Source organism: Agilicoccus flavus (assembly GCF_014857905.1).
Lineage (GTDB): Bacteria > Actinomycetota > Actinomycetes > Actinomycetales > Dermatophilaceae > Agilicoccus > Agilicoccus flavus.
In genome coordinates this window covers 153,089-172,424 of sequence record NZ_JACYXE010000003.1, presented here as the reverse complement: position 1 = coordinate 172,424, position 19,336 = coordinate 153,089, and the positions used below count along the sequence as shown (strand labels likewise).

Annotated in this window: 20 protein-coding genes; 10 read left to right on the top strand and 10 right to left on the bottom strand. The window is 73.1% G+C overall.

Annotation, left to right across the window (positions count from 1 at the left end):
* Window positions 1-2 precede the first annotated feature (2 nt).
* The 3 genes from ICW24_RS06615 to ICW24_RS06605 form a co-directional block, all read right to left on the bottom strand.
* Complete coding sequence (locus ICW24_RS06615; protein ID WP_226344929.1) at window positions 3-611, bottom strand: molybdopterin-dependent oxidoreductase; 609 nt, start codon at window positions 609-611, stop codon at window positions 3-5.
* 9 nt (window positions 612-620) lie between these two features.
* On the bottom strand, window positions 621-1,997 hold the full coding sequence (locus ICW24_RS06610) for a class II 3-deoxy-7-phosphoheptulonate synthase (protein WP_226344928.1): 1,377 nt from the start codon (window positions 1,995-1,997) through the stop codon (window positions 621-623).
* Window positions 1,998-2,079: 82 nt separating this feature from the next.
* On the bottom strand, window positions 2,080-3,144 hold the full coding sequence (locus tag ICW24_RS06605) for a lysophospholipid acyltransferase family protein (protein ID WP_226344927.1): 1,065 nt from the start codon (window positions 3,142-3,144) through the stop codon (window positions 2,080-2,082).
* A gap of 211 nt (window positions 3,145-3,355) precedes the next feature.
* On the opposite strand from ICW24_RS06605, the gene ICW24_RS06600 reads away from it, so the two are divergent.
* Together ICW24_RS06600 and ICW24_RS06595 are read left to right on the top strand one after the other, a co-directional pair.
* A complete protein-coding gene (locus tag ICW24_RS06600) occupies window positions 3,356-4,069 on the top strand; it encodes an alpha/beta hydrolase (protein ID WP_226344926.1) in 714 nt (237 codons plus the stop codon).
* Entirely contained in the window at window positions 4,066-4,797 is a 732-nt protein-coding gene (locus tag ICW24_RS06595) for a hypothetical protein (protein WP_226344925.1), read from the top strand. Before ICW24_RS06600 ends, ICW24_RS06595 begins: the two co-directional genes overlap by 4 nt.
* Before the next feature lie 37 nt (window positions 4,798-4,834).
* Here the strand turns inward: ICW24_RS06595 and ICW24_RS06590 are convergent, their stop codons facing one another.
* From ICW24_RS06590 to ICW24_RS06575, 4 genes are read right to left on the bottom strand one after another with little or no spacing between them, the layout of a single operon-like run.
* Window positions 4,835-5,821: an ROK family glucokinase gene (locus ICW24_RS06590; protein ID WP_226344924.1), complete on the bottom strand. Its 987-nt coding sequence runs from the start codon at window positions 5,819-5,821 to the stop codon at window positions 4,835-4,837.
* Window positions 5,818-6,768 (bottom strand): ROK family glucokinase, encoded by a 951-nt coding sequence (locus ICW24_RS06585; protein WP_226344923.1) that lies wholly within the window; start codon window positions 6,766-6,768, stop codon window positions 5,818-5,820. The genes ICW24_RS06590 and ICW24_RS06585 overlap by 4 nt, the downstream gene beginning before the upstream one ends.
* Window positions 6,765-7,349: a hypothetical protein gene (locus tag ICW24_RS06580; RefSeq protein WP_226344922.1), complete on the bottom strand. Its 585-nt coding sequence runs from the start codon at window positions 7,347-7,349 to the stop codon at window positions 6,765-6,767. The genes ICW24_RS06585 and ICW24_RS06580 overlap by 4 nt, the downstream gene beginning before the upstream one ends.
* Window positions 7,346-7,816: an SRPBCC family protein gene (locus tag ICW24_RS06575; RefSeq protein ID WP_226344921.1), complete on the bottom strand. Its 471-nt coding sequence runs from the start codon at window positions 7,814-7,816 to the stop codon at window positions 7,346-7,348. Before ICW24_RS06575 ends, ICW24_RS06580 begins: the two co-directional genes overlap by 4 nt.
* 272 nt (window positions 7,817-8,088) lie before the next feature.
* Here ICW24_RS06575 and ICW24_RS06570 point away from each other — a divergent pair, with 272 nt between their 5' ends.
* Window positions 8,089-9,909: an AMP-dependent synthetase/ligase gene (locus ICW24_RS06570; RefSeq protein ID WP_226344920.1), complete on the top strand. Its 1,821-nt coding sequence runs from the start codon at window positions 8,089-8,091 to the stop codon at window positions 9,907-9,909.
* Between the two features lie 32 nt (window positions 9,910-9,941).
* On the opposite strand, the gene ICW24_RS06565 is transcribed toward ICW24_RS06570, so the two are convergent.
* On the bottom strand, window positions 9,942-10,157 hold the full coding sequence (locus tag ICW24_RS06565; protein WP_226344919.1) for a hypothetical protein: 216 nt from the start codon (window positions 10,155-10,157) through the stop codon (window positions 9,942-9,944).
* Window positions 10,158-10,312: 155 nt separating this feature from the next.
* Here ICW24_RS06565 and ICW24_RS06560 point away from each other — a divergent pair, with 155 nt between their 5' ends.
* On the top strand, window positions 10,313-12,118 hold the full coding sequence (locus ICW24_RS06560) for a DEDD exonuclease domain-containing protein (RefSeq protein ID WP_226344918.1): 1,806 nt from the start codon (window positions 10,313-10,315) through the stop codon (window positions 12,116-12,118).
* Entirely contained in the window at window positions 12,115-12,393 is a 279-nt protein-coding gene (locus ICW24_RS06555; protein WP_226344917.1) for an Lrp/AsnC family transcriptional regulator, read from the top strand. The genes ICW24_RS06560 and ICW24_RS06555 overlap by 4 nt, the downstream gene beginning before the upstream one ends.
* 27 nt (window positions 12,394-12,420) lie before the next feature.
* Here ICW24_RS06555 and trpD read toward each other — a convergent pair whose 3' ends face one another.
* Both trpD and ICW24_RS06545 read right to left on the bottom strand, forming a co-directional pair.
* Window positions 12,421-13,497: an anthranilate phosphoribosyltransferase gene (gene trpD, locus ICW24_RS06550; protein WP_226344916.1), complete on the bottom strand. Its 1,077-nt coding sequence runs from the start codon at window positions 13,495-13,497 to the stop codon at window positions 12,421-12,423.
* Window positions 13,494-14,042, bottom strand: coding sequence for a hypothetical protein (locus ICW24_RS06545; protein WP_307781300.1), 549 nt, complete (start codon window positions 14,040-14,042; stop codon window positions 13,494-13,496). The genes trpD and ICW24_RS06545 overlap by 4 nt, the downstream gene beginning before the upstream one ends.
* Window positions 14,043-14,368: 326 nt before the next feature.
* Between ICW24_RS06545 and ctaE the strand changes: the two genes are divergently transcribed.
* From ctaE to ICW24_RS06520, 5 genes are all read left to right on the top strand, one after another.
* Entirely contained in the window at window positions 14,369-15,055 is a 687-nt protein-coding gene (gene ctaE, locus ICW24_RS06540; protein WP_443588041.1) for an aa3-type cytochrome oxidase subunit III, read from the top strand.
* Window positions 15,056-15,147: 92 nt separating this feature from the next.
* Complete coding sequence (gene qcrC, locus ICW24_RS06535; protein ID WP_226344915.1) at window positions 15,148-15,942, top strand: cytochrome bc1 complex diheme cytochrome c subunit; 795 nt, start codon at window positions 15,148-15,150, stop codon at window positions 15,940-15,942.
* A 43-nt stretch (window positions 15,943-15,985) separates the two neighbouring features.
* Complete coding sequence (gene qcrA, locus ICW24_RS06530) at window positions 15,986-17,110, top strand: cytochrome bc1 complex Rieske iron-sulfur subunit (RefSeq protein ID WP_226344914.1); 1,125 nt, start codon at window positions 15,986-15,988, stop codon at window positions 17,108-17,110.
* On the top strand, window positions 17,107-18,834 hold the full coding sequence (gene qcrB, locus ICW24_RS06525; protein ID WP_226344913.1) for a cytochrome bc1 complex cytochrome b subunit: 1,728 nt from the start codon (window positions 17,107-17,109) through the stop codon (window positions 18,832-18,834). The genes qcrA and qcrB overlap by 4 nt, the downstream gene beginning before the upstream one ends.
* Window positions 18,835-18,970: 136 nt before the next feature.
* A complete protein-coding gene (locus ICW24_RS06520; protein ID WP_226344912.1) occupies window positions 18,971-19,330 on the top strand; it encodes a metallopeptidase family protein in 360 nt (119 codons plus the stop codon).
* The last annotated feature ends 6 nt before the right edge of the window (window positions 19,331-19,336 follow it).

The following is a 19,336-nucleotide window of genomic DNA, read 5'->3' as shown; positions in this document are numbered from 1 at the left end:
GCTCACTCCTGGTGGGAGTACCGCTCCTCGCGCCAGACGTCGCCGGTGAAGTGGTACCCCTGTTGCTCCCAGAAGCCGCGCCGCGGCGCCGTGGAGTACTCGAGGCTGAGGAGCCACTTGGGCCCCTTCCAGCCGTAGAGGTGGGGCAGGATCAGGCGGAGCGGCCACCCGTGCTCCGGCGGCAGCGGCTCGCCGTCGAGGTGGGTGGCGAGCAGCGCCCGCGGCGACAGGAGGTCGTCGACGGTGACGTTGGCGTGGTACCCGTACGCGGCCGCGGCGACGACGTGGACGGCCGACGCGGCCGGCGGCGCCGCGTCGATCAGCGCGCGACACGGGATGCCGCCCCACGTGACGTCCTGCACGGTCCGCCGCGACACGCAGTGGTGGTCCACCGTCACCTCGGTGTGGCCGAGCTCGTTCAGCGTCTCCCACGAGAACTGCGTCATCCCGCCGTCGGCCGTCTCGCCCTCGACCGTGAAGCGCCACCGGTCGAGGGCGATCCGCGGCACCCGGCCGTAGTGGATGGGGCGCAGGACGCCGGCCCGCCGCTGCCCGGGGGGCAGCGGCCGGGGCTGGGTGATGCCCAGCGGGTCGTCGTCGGCGCGGCTCATCGACGGGTCTCAGACCTGGGTGGACCCGGAGCCGCTCACCATGGCTCCCGCGGGGTTGCCCTCGGCGAGCATCTCGGCGACGACGAACGCGAGCTCGAGGCTCTGCTGATGGTTCAGGCGGGGATCGCACACCGTCTCGTACCGGAGTTCGAGGTCGGTGTCGGACAGTTCCATGACCCCGCCGAGGCATTCGGTGACGTCGTTGCCCGTGAGCTCGACGTGGATGCCGCCGGGGTGGGTGCCCAGGGCGCGATGCACCTCGAAGAACCCGCGCACCTCGTCGACGATGTCGTCGAACCGGCGGGTCTTGAACCCGTTGGACGCCTCGATCGTGTTGCCGTGCATGGGGTCGCACACCCACGTCACCTCGACGCCGGCCGCGGTCACGGCCTCGACGATCGGGGGCATCGCCTCGCGGATGCGGCCGGCGCCCATGCGGGTGATGAACGTGAGCCGGCCCGGCGTGCGGTCGGGGTCGACCTTCCGCGCGATCGCGAGGATGTCGTCGGGGTCGGCGGTCGGGCCCACCTTGACACCCACCGGGTTCGTCACCCGCGAGATGTAGTCGATGTGGGCCTCGTCGATGTCGCGCGTGCGCTCGCCGACCCACAGGAAGTGCCCGGAGGTCGCGTACGGCCGCCCAGTGCGGGAGTCGATCCGCGTCAGGGGGCGCTCGTAGTCGAGGACCAGCGACTCGTGGGCCGACCAGAGGTCGACGCGGCGCATGGCCTCGAAGTCGACGCCGCAGGCCGCCATGAAGCGCATGGCCTTGTCGATGTCGCCGGCCATCCGCTCGTACCGGGCGTTGGCCGCGTTGGCGATGAAGCCGCGGTTCCACTCGTGGACGAACCGGAGGTCGCCGAACCCGCCCTGCGTGAAGGCCCGGACGAGGTTCAGGGTGGCGGCGCTCGCGTGGTACGCCTGCACGAGGCGATCGGGGTCGGGGGTCCGGGCGGCCTGGGTGAACTCGAAGTCGTTGACGAGGTCGCCCCGGTAGACGGGGAGGGAGACGTCGCCGCGCGTCTCGGCGTCCTTGCTGCGCGGCTTGGCGTACTGCCCGGCCATGCGCCCGAGCTTGACCACCGGCGTGCTCGCGCCGTAGGTGAGGACGGCCGCCATCTGCAGGAGGGTCTTGATCCGGTCACGGATGTTGTCGGCGGTCGCCGAGGCGAAGGTCTCGGCGCAGTCCCCGCCCATGAGGACGAACGCCTCGCCGCGGGCCGCCTCGGCCAACCGGGCGGCCAGGACGTCGCACTCGCCGGCGAAGACGAGCGGGGGGAACGAGGCCAGGGAGGCCGTTGCGGTGGCGAGGGCCTCGGCGTCCGGCCACGGGGGCTGCTGGCGGGCCGGCAGGTCGGGCCAGGACAAGGGTGCGTTCGTGCTCACCGGACCAGCGTAGACGGCAGGTGAACCCGCCGGTCCACCACCTCGACCGGCGAGACGGACGTTCCGGACGGCCGAGGACGGCTCAGGGCCGCTGCGGGCCCCGCTCGTGCTCGCCCGGGAGCCGGCCGTCGGAGGGGTCGCTGCGGTCCGCAGTGCCGGCGGCGGCGACGTCGCCGCTCTCCCGCGGGGCGGCCACGTCCTCGGCAGGCACGTCGTCGCTCTCCGGCGGCGCGTCCTCGTCCTCCCGCAGCGCGTCGCCGTCCTCCCGGCGCAGCCGGGACCGGGTGCGCGCGGTGCGGACCATCTCCTCGGCGCGGGCGGCGGCCGCGGCCGACTCCGACCTCGCCGTGGTGATGATCTGCTCGGCCTTGGCGGCCGACTCCAGCCGCGCGGTGGCGAGGAACTCCTCCGCCTTGGCCGCGGCGGCGGCTGTCTCGGCGCGGGCGGACCGGACGAGCTCCTCCGCCCGGGCCGCGAGCTGCTCCTTGCGGGTCGCCGCGTACTCGTCGACGTAGGGGCGGTTCGAGAGGCGGGCGAGTTCGGCCATGACCTGGTCGGTGATCTCGCGCTGCACGGCGCGGTCGTCGACCCGGTCGGCGTAGCGCGAGAAGTCCATCGGCTCGCCGAAGCGCACTCCCACGCGGGTGATGTTGGGGATCTTCTGCCCGGTCGGCTGCGCCTTGTCGGTGTCGATCATCGCGACGGGGATGATCGGGACCCCGGCCGTGAGCGCCATCCGCGCCACACCCGTCTTGCCGCGGTAGAGGCGCCCGTCCGGCGAGCGGGTGCCCTCGGGGTAGATGCCGAACAGCTCACCGCGGCGCAGGACGGCGAGGCCGGCCTCGATCGCCGCCTGGCTGGCCGACCCGCCCGAGCGGTCGATGGGGATCTGCCCCGTGCCGCGGAAGAAGAGGGCCTTGAGGCGGCCCTTCACGCCGGGCGCGGTGAAGTACTCCATCTTCGCGGGGAAGGTGATGCGCCGCGAGAGCACGAGCGGCAGGAAGATCGAGTCGGAGAACGAGAGGTGGTTGCTCGCGAGGATCGCGCCACCCTCGCGGGGCACGTTCTCGGCGCCCTCCACCCAGGGCCGGAACAGCAGCTTCAGGGCCGGTCCGAGGACGACGACCTTCAAGAACCAATACAGCATGTGCCGCTCCCTGCGCCGTCGGACCCGCCTGCACTCTACGGGAGGCCACGGGGCGGGCGCAGCGTGTCGTGGGGTGCAAGAATGCGACAGGACCGGGGTCGGGCGGGGTGAGTCGGAGGTGTGGTCACAGGTGTGGAGGTCACGGTCGCGGTCGCACCCGGCCGCCCCGATGCTCGCCGGCGCCGAACCGTTCTCGCACGACGGTTCCGACGTGGGCGTCCTGCTCTGCCACGGCTTCACCGGCACGCCGCAGAGCCTGCGGGGATGGGCCGGCGCCCTCGCCGAGGCCGGTTTCACCGTGCGGCTGCCCCTCCTGCCCGGGCACGGCACCGCCTGGGAGGACCTCGCGCGCACCTCCTGGACGCAGTGGTACGCCGCGGTCGAGGACGAGCTCGCCGACCTGGCGTCCCGCTGCCGCGTCGTCGTCGTCGCCGGACTCTCGATGGGCGGGACCCTCGCCTCGCTGGCGGCCGCGGACCACGCGGACGTCGTCGACGGTCTCGTGCTGGTCAACCCCGCCTTCCGCGTGGACGACCCGCGGATGCTCGCCCTGCCGGTCCTGCGCCACCTGCTCCCCTCCCTCGCGGGCATCAGCGACGACCGCCGCCTGCGCGACGGCGAGCCCGAGCTCGCCTACTCCCGGATCCCGTTGGCGGCGCTGCACTCCCAGACCCGGCTGTGGCGGCACACCGTCGCGCGGTTGGACCGGATCACCTGCCCGGTCCTGCTCATGACCTCAGCCGTCGACCACGTCGTGCCCGCGTCCAGCGCGGCGCTGTTCGCCGAGCACGTCACCGCCGACGTCCGCCGCGTGGAGCTCGCGAACTCCTTCCACGTCGCGACGCTCGACCACGACGCGGATCTCGTCACCGACGAGACGATCGCGTTCGTGCGCTCGCTCGCCGCGCAGCGGGCCGCGTCGTGACCCTCCCCCGCCCCGGCTCCGACGACGGGCCCGACTACGACGCCCTGTTCGCCGACATCGTCTCCCGCTTCGACGAGCCGGCCGCGGGACCGCGCGACGCCGACCGCCCCTCTCCCGGGCCCGCCCCCTCGGCCGGCGGCCCGGACGCCGACGCCGGCGATCCGGACGGCGGTCCCGACAGGGACGATGGCGCCGGACGACGCGACGCGGGTGCCCGCGGCGCGGGTGACCAGGGCGCAGGCGACCAGGACACGGTCGACCACGGCGCGCGTGAGAAGGAGATCCCCGGCGCGCGCCCCGAGACCGCCGACGACCCCCGGGGTTCGCAGCGGCCGGATCACCCGTCCGGCCCGGAGGCCGCCGCCCCGTCCCGCCCACCGGCACACGGGGCCCCGCCCGCGCTCCCGACGCCGCCGGTGGCGGGCGGCGGGCAGGCCGCGTGGCGCGCCCACACCCCGGCGGAGGACGACGAGGGCGAGTTCGTCCCGCCCACCCCGGCGCCGCTGCCGCGCGGCGACCTCACGTTCTGGGGCGCGCTCCTCGGTCTCGTCGTCGGCCCGATCTGGCTGCTCTACCTCGTCGTGGCCCAGCCGTACGGCTCCCGGCTGACCATGCTGCTCGCCGTGCTGCTCACCGTGGGCGGGTTCGGGCTGCTCGTGTCGCGGCTGCCGCGCCGCCGCGCCTCGGAGGACGACGACGAGAACGGCGACGACGGCGCCGTCGTGTGACCGTGCCCGGACGCCGGTGGACGGGTCACCCCGCGGGTCAGCGGGTCGTCGACCGCGCGAGATCGGCCGCCCCGATGAGACCGGCGTCGTTGCCGAGCGCCGCCGCCACCACGAGGGCCTCGGGGCGGTAGCCCCGGCCGGTGAGCTTGCGGCGGAACGTGTCCCGCGCCGGCTCGATGAGCAGCTCCCCGGCGGCACTCACGCCGCCGCCGATGACGAACCGACCGGGGTCGAGCGCGGCGGCGATGTTCGCGATGCCGACGCCGAGCCAGTGGCCGACCTCGGCCAGCAGCTCGCGCGCGGTGGGGTCGCCGGCCTTGGCGGCCTCGGTGATGAGCGGGCCGGTCAGGCCGCCCGCCTCCTGCGCCCGTACCGCGAGGTCCGCGGCGACCGGTGACTGGGCGGCGATCATCGACCGCGCCTCCCGCACGAGGGCGTTGCCGCTCGCGTACTGCTCCCAGCAGCCGCGGTTGCCGCACTCGCAGCGGTGCCCGTCGGGGACGACCTGCATGTGCCCGAACTCGGCGGCGATGCCGAACTTGCCGCGGTGCAGCGCACCGTCGATGAGCAGGCCGCCACCGATGCCGGTCCCCAGCGTGATCATGACGAGATGCGTCTCGCCGCGGGCCGCCCCGAACCGCCACTCCGCCCACGCGGCGGCGTTGGCGTCGTTGTCGACGACGATGGGCAGCCCCACGCGATGGGTCAGCGCGTCGCGCAGCGGCTCGTTGCGCCACGACAGGTGCGGCGCGAAGACCACGGTGGCCATGTCGGCCCCGACGAACCCGGCCGCACCGATGCCGACGGCGCTCACCTCGCCACTCACGTGGCCGCCGGGGTCGGCGGCGTGGGCGCGGAGCTCGTCGACGACCGAGACGATGGTGTCCTCGACGACCCGGGGACTCTTGGAGCGGTCGGGGGTGTCGCGCCGGGCGCGGTGGACGATGCGACCCCCCTCGTCGACGAGCCCGCCGAGGACCTTCGTGCCCCCGATGTCGATCCCGATGGCGTACGACGCGCTCATGCGTTCCCGTCCCGCGCGAGGGCGGCGGCGCCGATGACGCCGGCGTCGTTGCCGAGGCTCGCGAGCGCCCACGTCGCCTCCGGCCGGAAGCCGCGGCCACCGAGGCCGCGGTGGTAGGCCCGCGAGGCGGGTTCGAGGAGCAGGTCTCCCGCGGTGACGACGCCGCCGCCGATGACGTACATGCTCGGGTCGAGGACCGCGGTGATGCTCACCGCGCCCTGCCCGATCCACCCCCCGAGGGTGGCGAGCAGCTCCACGGCCGGCTCGTCGCCGGCCAGGGCGGCCTCGGTGACGTCGGGGCCCGTGAGCTTCTCGGCGTCACCGCCGCAGCGCCGCACGAGCTCGCGGGCCATCGTCGGTGAGCTGCGGACGAGCTCGCGCGCCTCGCGGACCAGCGCGTTCCCGCTCGCGTACTGCTCGAGGCAACCCCGGCTGCCGCACCCGCACAGCAGCCCGTCGGGCACCATCCGGACGTGGCCGAGCTCGGCCCCGATCCCGAAGGCGCCGCGCAGGAGCTGACCGTCGATGACGACGCCGCCGCCGACGCCGGTGCCGACCGTGATGAGCACCATGTCGTCACGGTCGTGGGCGGGCCCGTAGAGGAACTCGCCCCACGCCGCGGCATTGGCGTCGTTCTCGATGACGACGGGCATCTCGATCCGGTCCTCGAGGAGCTTCTTGACCGGGGTGTCCCGCCACGAGATGTTCGGGGCGAAGCGGATCGTGGAGCGTTCGCGGTCGATGAACGCGGCGCACGCGACGCCGACGGCGCTGACCTCGTGACGCGAGCCGAGCTCGCGGGCGAGCTCGGCGGTCGCCTCGATGATCGCGTCGGGGTCCGACGCCGTCGTGGGCGTCCGCGTCTTCTCGACGATGGCGCCGTGCTCGTCGACGACCGCCGCGGCGATCTTCGTGCCCCCGATGTCGATCCCGATCGTCGCGGTCATCGGACGTTCCCTTCGTCGGCGGGGCGCGCTGGGTCCCCTGGGTGTGGATGCGTGTGTCCGTGCTCCGTGCGGTGCGAGTTCGGCGTCGGCCGGCCCGCGGGCGGGTCCGGGTCGGCGTCGACGCGCAGGGCGTCGGCCGCAGCGCGCAGGCCCTGCGCCACGAGGTCGACGGCGTCGGCCAGGGAGGCGAGGGTCGAGGGGGCACGTGACGCCCAGGCCCGACCCGCGCGGCACCACGGGCACGCCGCACGGGTCGCGTCGGGCCGTGCGCCCGGGCCGGCCGCCCCGGTCCGCTCGGCCCGGGGGGCCCCGCAGGTGGGGCAGGCGCGGGCCTGTGCGTCGGTGTCGATCGGCGAGTCCCCGGCGTCCCCGGCGTCCCTGGCGTTCCGGTCCGTGACGCCCGGAGGGCGGCCGGCCTCGGCGTCGTCGCCGGGGGCCCGGCCCCCGGGGGCATCGCCGCGGTCCGCCCGGGGCCGACGTCGTGGGCCGGTCCGACCCGGCGACCCGGCCAGCAGCGCCTCGACGAGGAGCGCGGACTCGAGACCCACGACGTCGGGCGGGGCCTCGTGCGCGGCGCTCACGTGACGCTCACCTCGCCCGCGCGCCGGCGGAGGGACGCCAGCGCGGTCGAGGTGATCGTCTTCTCCGCCCGGCGGCGCAGCATCCCGGGCAGCGGGACGAGCAGGTCGACGGCGAGCCGATAGGTGACCGCCGTCCCACCGCCTCCCCCGGGGCCGCCGGAGTGCGCGAGCGTGTAGCTGCCCTCCATCGCCGACAGCACCCGGCTCGACTCGAGGGTCCAGGACACGACCCCCGTGCCGTCCTCCGCGACGTCCCAGGAGTAGGCGACGACGTAGGTGTCGGACAGTGCGCTCGAGGACACGGTGAACCGCGCCCGCCGGGGCCAGCCCGACTCGTCCTCGTCGAGCGCCTCCGCCGACCGCACCCCGTCCGCCCAGTCCGGGTAGGCCGCGATGTCGCCGATGACGTCGAGGACGAGGTCGGCGGGCGCGTCGATGAGGACGTCGGCCACGGTCTGCTCCGGCATGGGGCCCAACCTATCCGTCCGGGTCACCGGCCACCACGACGACCGGTGGGCCGGCACCCGGCTGACCCCGTTCCCGCCTGCGCGAGCCCGGCGCCCTCCTCGGCCGGGCCCCTCCACGACCCACGGACGCGCTGCTCCGGGGCCCCTCGGGTAGATTCGGGACAGGGCGGCGGACGTCCCGCGACGCACCCCGAGCGGTCGTCGGACCCACGCCGGGCACCCGGTCGTCAGGCCGGGCTCACGGATCCACCATCCCCGACGAAGAGGACCCCATGCGCGAGATCGTCGTTCCCCCGCTCCCCCGGGCCGGGTCCGGCGCGGCCGCGAACCTGTCGGACCTCCCGGTCCACAACGCGAGGCGCTTCCCGGACCGGGTCGTCTTCGGACGCCGCCAGGGCAACCTGTGGCACGACGTCACCGCCGCCGCCTTCCTCTCGGAGCTGACCGGTGTCGCGAAGGGGCTCATGGCCGCGGGCATCGGCCCGGGCGACCGCGTCGGCATCATGAGCCGCACGCGATACGAGTGGACGCTGCTCGACTTCGCCATCTGGTCGGCGGGGGCCGTGCCGGTCCCGATCTACGAGACCTCCTCCGAGCACCAGCTCGAGTGGATCGTGCAGGACGCCGGGATCGTGGCCCTGTTCGTCGAGTCGACCGACCACCTCGTCCTCGCGACGCGGGTGCGGGACTCCCAGTCGCACCTCGCGCACGTGTGGCACATCGACGGAGGCGCCCTGGACGAGCTCACCGCCGCCGGGGCCGAGGTGACCGACGCCGACCACGAGGCCCGGCGGACCGGCGCCACCCTCGACGATCTCGCGACGATCATCTACACCTCGGGCACGACCGGCCGGCCGAAGGGGTGCGAACTCACGCACGGCAACTTCGTCCTCCTCTCGGAGAACGTCTGCGCCTCGCTCCCCGAGATCGTCGCCGGCGAGGGATCCGCCACGCTGCTGTTCCTCCCCCTGGCGCACGTGCTCGCGCGGCTCATCCAGGTCGTCGCCGTCATGTCGGGGATGCGGGTGGGTCACTCCCCCGACGTGAAGAACCTCATGGACGACCTCGGCTCCTTCGAGCCGACCTTCCTGCTCGCGGTGCCCCGGGTCTTCGAGAAGATCTACAACGCCACCGACACCAAGCTGCGGGCCCAGGGCAAGGCCCGGCTCTTCGCGATCGCCTCCCGGACCGCCATCGCGTACAGCCGGTCGCTCGACAGCGGCGGCCCCTCGGTGCCGCTGCGGGTCCGGCACGCCGCCCTCGACCTCGTCGTCTACCGCAAGCTGCGGGCCCTCATGGGCGGCAAGGTGCAGTTCGCCGTCTCGGGGGGCGCTCCCCTGGGCGAACGCCTCGGCCACTTCTTCCGCGGGATCGGGCTGACGATCCTCGAGGGGTACGGGCTCACCGAGACCACCGCCCCCACCAACGTGTGCACCCCGTCGATGACGAAGGTCGGCACGGTGGGCCGGCCGCTGCCGGGCGTGGGCATCCGGGTCGCCGACGACGGCGAGGTGCAGGTCAGCGGGGTCGGGGTCTTCCGGGCCTACCACGACAACGACGAGGCCACCCGGGAGGCGATGACCGACGACGGGTGGTTCCGCACCGGCGACCTCGGTGAGATCGACGACGACGGCTGTCTGCGCATCACCGGCCGCTCGAAGGAGATCATCGTGACGATGGCCGGCAAGAACGTGTCGCCGGCCGGGCTCGAGGACGTCGTCCGGGCGCATCCGCTCGTGGGTCAGTGCCTCGTCGTCGGGGACGGGCGCCCGTTCGTGGGCGCGCTCGTGACCATCGACCCCGAGATGGTGCAGGGGTGGGGCGCCTCGCACGGACGCGCCGACCTGACGGCGGAGTCCGCGGTCGACGACCCGTTCGTGCGCGAGCACATCCAGATGGCCGTCGACCGGGCCAACCAGACGGTGAGCCGGGCGGAGTCCATCCGTGAGTTCGTCATCCTCCCCGGCGACTTCACCGAGGAGAGCGGCCACCTCACGCCGTCGATGAAGCTCAAGCGCAACGTCGTCACCGCCGACTTCGCCGACGCGATCGACTCGCTCTACGACAACGCCCACGTGGGCCGCCAGGGCTGAGCCGGCGCGGCCGCGGCGAGCGGGCCGGGCGATCAGCCGGCGGCGCGCGCCGCCGTCGGCTCGTGGCGCGCTCGCACCGTCATCGCCTCGGCGGTGGAGATGAGACCCAGCGACGCGAACGTGGTCACCGCGTCGGCCTCCGCCGGATCGAGCGGGAGCCCCGTGGTCGGGGCGAGCAGCAACGGTGCGAGGGCGCAGTCACCGCACAGGCGGGACCGGCCGGGGCAGCTCTGGCAGTCGATCAACATGACGGGCCTCCTTGGCGGTCGATGTCCTCGTCGAGAACGACGCTAGGGGCCGCCACCGACAAGGTCGCCGACGTCGGTCCCGCGGCCCTTCTCCCCCCGCTCCGAGAGGGGAAGTCCCGACGACCTTGTCGGTGGCGGCCCCTAGCGTCCGGCCCATGCACGCGGTACAGGGCACGTTCGACGATCTGGGCACCCCGCTGTCCGAGGTGACCTTCGTGGTGGTCGACCTCGAGACGACGGGGTCCGATCCGAGGGGGTGCGACATCACCGAGATCGGCGCGGTCAAGGTCCGCGGAGGGCAGGTCCTGGGCGAGTTCGCGACCCTCGTCAAGCCCGGCGAGACCATCCCGGCGTTCATCGCCGTCCTCACCGGCATCACCGACGCGATGGTGGCCGACGCGCCCCGCATCGCCTCCGTCCTCCCCGGCTTCCTCGAGTTCGCGCGGGGCGCCGTCCTCGTGGCGCACAACGCGCCGTTCGACATCGGCTTCCTCAAGGCCAACGCCGCCCGGCTCGACCTGCCGTGGCCCCGGGCCGACGTGCTCGACACCGTGTACCTCGCCCGCCAGGTCGTCCCGCGGGAGGAGTGCGGCAACCACAAGCTCTCCTCGCTGGCGCGGTACTTCGGCGCCTCCGTCACCCCCGATCACCGGGCCCTGCACGACGCCCGCGCCACCGTCGACGTCCTCCACGGGCTCCTCGAGCGGGTCGGCAACCTCGGCGTCGCCACGCTCGAGGACCTCGCCACGTTCACCTCCCGCGTCACCCCCGCCCAGCGTCGGAAACGGCACCTCGCCGACGCCCTCCCCTCCGCCCCCGGGGTCTACGTGTTCGAGGACCGGCGGGGCCGACCGTTGTACGTCGGCACGTCCACCGACATCCGTCGCCGCGTCCGGACCTACTTCACCGCCTCCGAGACCCGCCGGCGCATGGGCGAGATGGTCGGCCTGGCCGAGCGCGTCCGGCCCATCGTGTGCGCCACCCCGCTCGAGGCGCAGGTCCGCGAGCTGCGCCTCATCGCCGACGCCGCGCCGCCCTACAACCGCCGCTCCACGCGCCCGCATCGTCGGCCGTGGCTCAAGCTCACCGTGGAGGCCTTCCCGCGCCTGTCGATCGTCCACGAGGTCCGCGACGACGGCGCCGTCTACGCCGGGCCCTTCGCGACCCGGGAGGTCGCCCGGTCGGCCGTGAACGCCCTGCACGAGGCGATCCCGCTGCGTCGGTGCACCACCCGGCTGTCCCCGCAGCGCGTCAGCCCCGCGTGCGCGCTCGCCGAGCTCGACCGGTGCGGCGCGCCCTGCGACGGCCGCCAGAGCGTCGCCGAGTACGCCGACGTGGCCGCGCTCGCCGCCGGGATGCTCTCCGGCGACGGGCGCGAGGTGCTCGCCCGGCTCGGGCGCCGCATGAGCGAGCTGGCCGCCTCCGAACGCTACGAGGACGCGGCCGTGATCCGGGATCGCACCCACGCGCTCGTGCGGGCCTGCGCCCGGGCCCAGCGGCTCGCGCCGCTCGCCCGGGCCCCTCAGCTCGTCGCCGCTCGCCGCCGCCCCGTCGGCGGCTGGGAGGTCGTGTGCATCCGCCACGGCCGCCTGGCCGGGACGACCACCTCCCCGCGCGGCGCCGATCCGATGCCGTACATCGACGCCCTGCTCGCCACCGCGGAGGTGGTCGCTCCCCCGGTCGCCCCGGCGCCCGCCGCGCTGCCCGACGAGACCGACCTCCTCCTGCGCTGGCTCGGCGAGGACGGGGTCCGCATCGTGGAGCTCGACGGCACCTGGGCGAGTCCCGCCCACGGCGCGGGCTCCGCGGTGCTGCGGCTCGACCCGCCCCCGCCGAGCCCGGACGGGTCTGGCCCCGTCGACGACGCCGGGTCCGCGTGCGGTCCGCCCGCGGCGGAGCGGCCGGGTCCGGCGCTCGGAGCCGGGCCGGGCGGCGGGTCGCGGTCTACAGTGACGGTGTGATCACCGCCATCGTCCTCGTCAACGCCGACGTCGCCCGCATCCCCGAGGTGGCCCAGGCCCTGGCCGACATCGACGGGGTCAGCGAGGTCTACTCCGTCACCGGCGACTGCGACCTCATCGTGCTCGTGCGCGTGAGCGAGCACGAGCAGCTCGCCGACGTCATCGCCGACCGGATCAACAAGACCCCCGGCGTGACCGCGACCCAGACCCACATCGCGTTCCGCGCCTACAGCCGCGTCGACCTCGAGGCCGCGTTCTCCATCGGGCTCGACTGAGCGGCGCGGTCGGTCGGGTCCGCCCGCTCAGCGCGAGGCGGCCTGCGTGGACACGTCGCGCCAGCGCGCGAGCGTCGCCGACGCGGCGCCGGAGTCGATCGCCTCGGCGGCGCGCACCATGCCGCGTTCGAGCGCGGCCGTGAACTCGTCCTGGTCCGTGACGGGGTCGCCCGAGGCGACGGCGAGCGCGACGGCGGCGTTGAGGACCACCGCGTCGCGGATCGGCCCCGTCGCGCCGCCGAAGACGTCGAGGACGACACCGGCGTTGTGCCGACCGTCACCGCCCCGAAGGCTCAACAGAGGAGCCGGCGACACGCCGAGGCGCTCCGGGTCCACGACGAACTCCCGGACCGAGTCGCCGGCCTCGCCCGAGGCCCACCACACGCGGGAGGTCGTCGACACCGTCACCTCGTCGAGGCCGTCGTCGCCGCGGAACACCGCGGTGCGCTTCCCGCGAGCGGCGAAGACGCCGGCCACGAGCGGCGCCATGTCGGCCCGGGCCACCCCGACCGCCGCGTAGCGCGGCTGGGCCGGGTTGGTGAGCGGACCGAGGACGTTGAAGAGCGTGGGGATGCCCAGCTCGGCGCGCGGCACGGCCGCGTGACGCATCGACGGGTGGAAGAGCTGCGCGAAGCAGAAGGTGATGCCCGCCCGCTGCGCGACCTCGGCGACCCGCTCGGGACCGACGCTCAGGTCGATGCCGAGCGCCTCGAGGCAGTCGGCGGTTCCCGACTTCGATGACGCGGCCCGGTTGCCGTGCTTGACGATGGTCACGCCGGCCGCGGCCACGACCATCGCCGCCATGGTCGAGATGTTCACCGTGTTGGCCCGGTCGCCGCCCGTTCCCACGATGTCCATGCAGTCGCCGGGCACCTCGATCCGGTGGGCGTGGGCGAGCATGGTGTCGGCGACGGCCCGCAGTTCGTCGATCGTCTCGCCCTTGCTCCGGAGGGCGACGAGGAAGCCGGCGACCTGGACCGCGGTGGCGTTGCCGCTCATGATCTCGTCCATGGCCCAGCCGGCGCGGTGCGCGTCGAGGTCCTCACCCGCGAGCAGCGTCGTGAGGACGTCGGGCCAGGTGGTGCGCGGGTCCGGCCCCGTCATCGGTGGGCCCGCGCGGACGGGTCCGCGGCCTGCGTGGGCGTGCCGTCCCGGCCGAGGTCCGCGACCGCCTCGCACAGGGTCACCGGGTCCACGGGCAGCGACACCGCGCGGTCGGCGTAGGACCACGACGCGAGCCAGCCGTCCTGAGGTCGCCCCACGAGCACGATGACCGGGGGGCACTCGTACACGCTGTGCTTGAGCTCGCGGCAGACGCCGAGGCCGCCGTAGGGGACGGCCTCGCCGTCGAGGATGTAGAGGTCGATGCGCGTCGGGTCCGCCGTGAGCACCGCGTCCGAGGTCGCGCACTCGTACCACTCGCCGACCTCGACGTCGCGAGCCGGGCGACGGCCGACCGCGAGGCGAACCGCCTCCCGGGTCGCGACGTCGTCGCTGTAGACGAGGACGCGCAACGACCGGGCGACCGGGCGTGCCCCGGCGCCCGGCGCCGCCGGTGCGGTCGGTGCGGTCGGTGCGGTCGGCGCAGCCGTCGAGGACGTCGTTGCGGTGGCAGTGGCACCGGACTGGGAGGACTCGGACCCGCTCATGCCGCGATCCTACGGTCTCCCCCCGGTCCGGCCGCGACAAGCGCGCGGCGCCGGGCCGACGGGTCGACGGGCCGTCGGGGCCACCTCCGCCTCCCAGGCGACACCCCGGAAGCGCCCAGGCTCCGCCGGTGCGGCTCGGGCACGATGGCGTCGTCGGCCGTGGAGCGAGCGCCGCCGCCGGTCACGACGTCAGGTCACGACTCGGACACGAACCCGTCGTCTCGACGTCGCCGGTCACCGATCCCGTGCGGGGGCGAGCGTCCGGTCCGAACTTCCGGCGCGTCTCGTGACCCCCCGCGCCGCATCCGCGCCCGAATGCGGCCATAATGGTGTGCGTGGCGACCGTTTCCTCGACTCCAGTCCCCGCCGCCGGCGCGCACGGCGGCCATCACCCGCCGACCGCGCCGGGGCACGGCCCCGTGACACGTCCGAACATGGCGGCGGTGGGCACCATCGTGTGGCTCTCCAGCGAACTCATGTTCTTCGCGGGTCTGTTCTCGATCTACTTCACGCTGCGGGCCACCCGCCCCGACGTGTGGGCCGAGGAGACGGCCAAGCTCAACGTCCCGTTCGCGACGATCAACACCCTGATCCTCGTGATCAGTTCGGTGTGGTGCCAGCTCGGCGTCTTCAAGGCCGAGCAGGGCATCCCCTCGCGCACGGGCAAGCTGTTCGACCTCAAGCGCTGGGGCATGCGTGAGTGGTACGTCCTCACCTACCTCTTCGGTGGCGTCTTCGTGGCCGGCCAGGTGTTGGAGTACGCCGAGCTCACGCACGAGAACGTCGCGCTCAACACCGACGCGTACAGCTCCGCCTTCTACATGACGACCGGCTTCCACGGGATCCACGTCATCGGCGGCCTCGTGGCGTTCCTGCTCATCATCGGTCGGAGCTTCACCACGCGGCAGTACACGCACCGGCACGCCACGGGCGCCATCGTCACCTCGTATTACTGGCACTTCGTCGACGTCGTGTGGATCGCGCTGTTCGCCACGATCTACATCCTCAAATGACCCCTGGCGCTGCGTCCCGGCCCGCGCCGGCCGGACGCGCCCTGTCGAACCCCGCCACGCACGCAGCAGCCCCCGACGCCAAGGACAGCCCCGTGAAAGCACTCGCCGCCCGTCGCCGGCACCCCGCGGCCCTCATCGCCCTCCTCGTCGTCGGGCTCATCACCGTCGGCGGGCTCTTCGCCGTCCTGTCCCCAATGCAGCGCGCCCAGGCCGGCGCGCCGCAGGTGAGCGCGCAGGACGTCGAAGCCGGCAAGAAGCTCTTCCTCGCGAACTGCGCCACGTGCCACGGCGCGAACGGCCAGGGTACGAAGACTGGGCCGAGCCTGGCCGGCGTCGGCGCCGCGTCGGTCGACTTCCAGGTCGGCACCGGGCGCATGCCGCTCGCCGCCCCCGGAGTCCAGGCCCAGCGGACCGAGCCCGTGTACTTCAACCAGACGCAGATCGACCAGATGGCCGCCTACGTCACGTCGCTGGGCCCCGGCCCCGGCATCCCCGACGAGAAGTACGCCAGCGGCCAGGGCGGCAACATCGCCCGCGGTGGCGAGATCTTCCGCGTCAACTGCGCCATGTGCCACAACTTCGCCGGATCCGGTGGCGCCCTGACGCGGGGCAAGTACGCCCCGCCGCTGAAGGACATCGAGGGGAAGCACATCTACGAGGCCATGGTCACGGGTCCACAGTCCATGCCGGTGTTCAACGAGACCAACCTCGACCCCGAGGCCAAGCGCGACGTCATCGCCTACCTGCACTTCCTCGACAAGAACGAGAACCCCGGCGGTCACGCGCTCGGCAACTTCGGCCCGGTCGGCGACGGCTTCTTCTTCTGGCTCATCGCCATTCCCGTGATGCTCGGTGCCGCGGTGTGGCTCGGCAAGAAGGCGGCGTGAGCCCCATGACCTCGCATCGGCCCGTAGCGACAGGAACGACACGATGAACGACAACGACAACCGGCCGGCCCACGGCCATGAGTCCCCGTCCGGGGGCACCGCGGTGAGCCTCGAGCACGGACACGTGGCCGGCAGCGGGAACGTGCCCGACCGCTTCGAGAACCCCGGTCTCCCGCCGCACCAGCCGCGCCACGCGGACGTCGACCCCAAGGCGGCCAAGCGCGCCGAGCGGCAGGTGCTGGCCCTGTTCACGCTGTCGATCCTCGGCACGCTCGGGTTCGTCATCGCGTACTTCGCGATCGACATCGAGGCGATGACGTTCTTCCCGTTCTTCGGGCACGTCAGCGTGCTGCACGTCCTCCTCGGCGTCACGATGGCCCTCAGCCTGCTCGGTATCGGCCTCGGCGCGGTCCACTGGGCCAAGACGCTCATGCCTGACCACGAGAGCATCGAGGAGCGCCACCCGATCCACGCGGCGCCCGCCGACCGCGAGGGCTTCGTCGACACCCTCGCCGACGGCGGTGAGAAGGCTCAGCTCGGTCGCCGCCCGATGATCGGGGTCCTCGGTGGTACGGCCCTCGGCCTGTTCGCCGTCCCCCCGCTCCTGCAGGTCCTCGGTGGCCTCGGCCCGGTCCCCGGCAGCCAGCTCGCCGAGACCTTCTGGAAGGGCGGCATGCGACTGGTGCGCGACCCGGAGATGACGCCCATCCGGGCCGACGAGGTCACCCTGGGCTCCGTCTTCCACGTCCTCCCTGAGGGCATCGACGGCGAGACCGTCCACGGGCGCCCCGACTCCGAGACCCGCAACGACGAGGACCTCGGCGTCCTCGAGCGGAAGGCCAAGGCCGTCGTGCTCCTCATGCGTCTCGACCCGAGCCAGTTCCAGTCGCAGAAGGCGCGTGACTGGGGCTACCAGGGCATCGTCGCGTACAACAAGATCTGCACGCACGCCGGCTGCCCCGTGGGCCTCTACGAGCAGCAGACGCACCACCTGCTCTGCCCCTGCCACCAGTCGACGTTCGACGTGACGCAGGACTGCAAGGTCATCTTCGGCCCCGCCAAGCGGCCCCTGCCGCAGCTGAAGATCACGGTCGACGACGAGGGGTACCTCGTCTCGACACAGGGCTTCATGGAACCCGTCGGTCCGAGCTACTGGGAGCGTTCATGAGCACCACCGCCCACGGCGAGTCGGCCCCCGTGGCCGACCGCGGGCCCCGACCGGCCCCGAGCCCCGCCGCCAAGAAGATCGGTGGCGTCCTCGGCTGGTTCGACGACCGCACCGGGCTCGCGAAGCCCGTCCGCTACCTCATGCACAAGGTCTTCCCCGACCACTGGAGCTTCATGCTCGGTGAGGTCGCGATGTACTCGATGGTCGTCGCGCTGCTCACCGGCGTGTTCCTGACCCTCTGGTTCATCCCCAGCGCGGGCCACGTCGAGTACACGGGCTCCTACATCGGGCTCAACGGCATCCACATGAGCGAGGCCTACAAGTCGACGCTCGACATCTCGTTCGATGTCAAGGGCGGGCTGCTCATCCGGCAGATCCACCACTGGTCCGCGAACTTCTTCATCGCGGCGGTCGGTCTGCACGCGTGCCGCATCTTCTTCACCGGCGCGTTCCGCAAGCCGCGCGAGATCAACTGGGTCATCGGCACCATCCTGCTGCTGCTGGCCTGCATCGAGGGCTTCGCCGGCTACTCGCTCCCCGACGACCTGCTCTCGGGCACCGGCATCCGAGTGATGGAGGGCTTCGTCCAGTCGGCCCCGATCATCGGCTCCTACCTCGCCTACTTCATCTTCGACGGCGCGTTCCCCGGTGAGGCGATCATCCCCCGCCTCTACATCGCGCACGTGCTGCTCGTGCCGGCGATCCTCGTCGGGCTGGTCGCCGCGCACCTCGTGCTCGTCGTCGTGACCAAGCACACGCAGTACCCCGGGCCCGGCCGGACCAACGAGAACGTCGTCGGTTTCCCGGTCATGCCGGTGTACGCCGCCAAGGCGGGTGGCTTCTTCTTCATCGTGTTCGGCATCATCGCCCTCACCTCGGCGCTGGTGACGATCAACCCGGTGTGGATGTACGGCCCGTACGACCCGTCACTGGTCACCGCCGACTCCCAGCCCGACTGGTACATGGGCTTCGCCGACGGCGCGCTGCGACTGCTGCCGGGGTGGCTGGAGTTCTCGGCCCTCGGCTACACGCTGAGCCTCAACCTTGCGCTCGGGTCGATCGTCCTCCTGCCGGTCGCGTTCGGTCTCATGGGCGCCTACCCGTTCCTCGAAGCCTGGGTCACGGGCGACAAGCGCGAGCACCACCTGCTCGACCGTCCCCGCAACACCCCGACCCGCACCGCCATCGGGATGGCTGCCATCACCTGCTATCTGGTGATGTTCCTGGCCGCGGGCAACGACCTCATGGCCATCAAGATGGGGCTGTCGATCAACGACATCACCCGCGTCCTGCAGGTGCTGTTCTTCCTCGGCCCGATCATCGCGTTCATCGTCACGAAGCGGATCTGCCTGTCGCTGCAGCGTCAGGACCGGGAGTTGGCCCTGCACGGTCGCGAGTCCGGCCGCATCGTGGCCACCCCGGACGGGCGCTTCTACGAGGCCCACGAGCCGATCGACAAGTACACGATGTGGAACCTCGTCGACTACGACGCGCCCAAGCCGCTCGAGCTCACCTCGGGCGAGGACGCCCGCGGCGTCAAGAGCCCGACCGCGAAGAGCGAGAAGCGGCGCGCGGCCTGGTCGCGGTTCTACTTCTCCGACCGGATCCCCCCGGTGACCCCGGGCGAGGTCGCCGCGGCCCACCACGACGGCCACGGGCACGAGGCCATCGAAGGCGGCCACCGCGAGGCCGTCGGAAGCGGTTCGCACTCCGCGGGTCACTGACCCGGGGGTCATCGACGCAAGCGGCCCGGACGTTCACGTCCGGGCCGCTTCGTCGTTCGTGGGCCCGGCGCCCGAGGTTTGCAGACCGACACGGGTCGAGGCAGTGAGCCGGGTGACACGGAAAGGAGGACCGGGCATGGACAGCAGGGATGTGTCCCGTGAGGAGTTCGAGGATCTGGTCGGCGAGGCGCTCGACGAGGTGCCGGCCCCCATGCTCGACATGCTCGACAACGTCGCGTTCTTCGTCGAGGACGAGCCGGCGGACGGCCAGGGTGAGTTGCTCGGGCTGTACGAGGGCACTCCCCTGACCCAGCGCTACAGCGACTGGGGGGCGCCGAGGCTCCCCGACCGCATCCTGCTCTTCCGCGGGCCGCTGACCCGGGCGTTCCGTGACCTCGACGAACTCCGGCACGAGATCGCCGTGACGATCGTGCACGAGATGGCCCACCACCTCGGCATCGAGGAGGACCGCCTCCACGAGCTCGGCTGGGGATGACCCGGC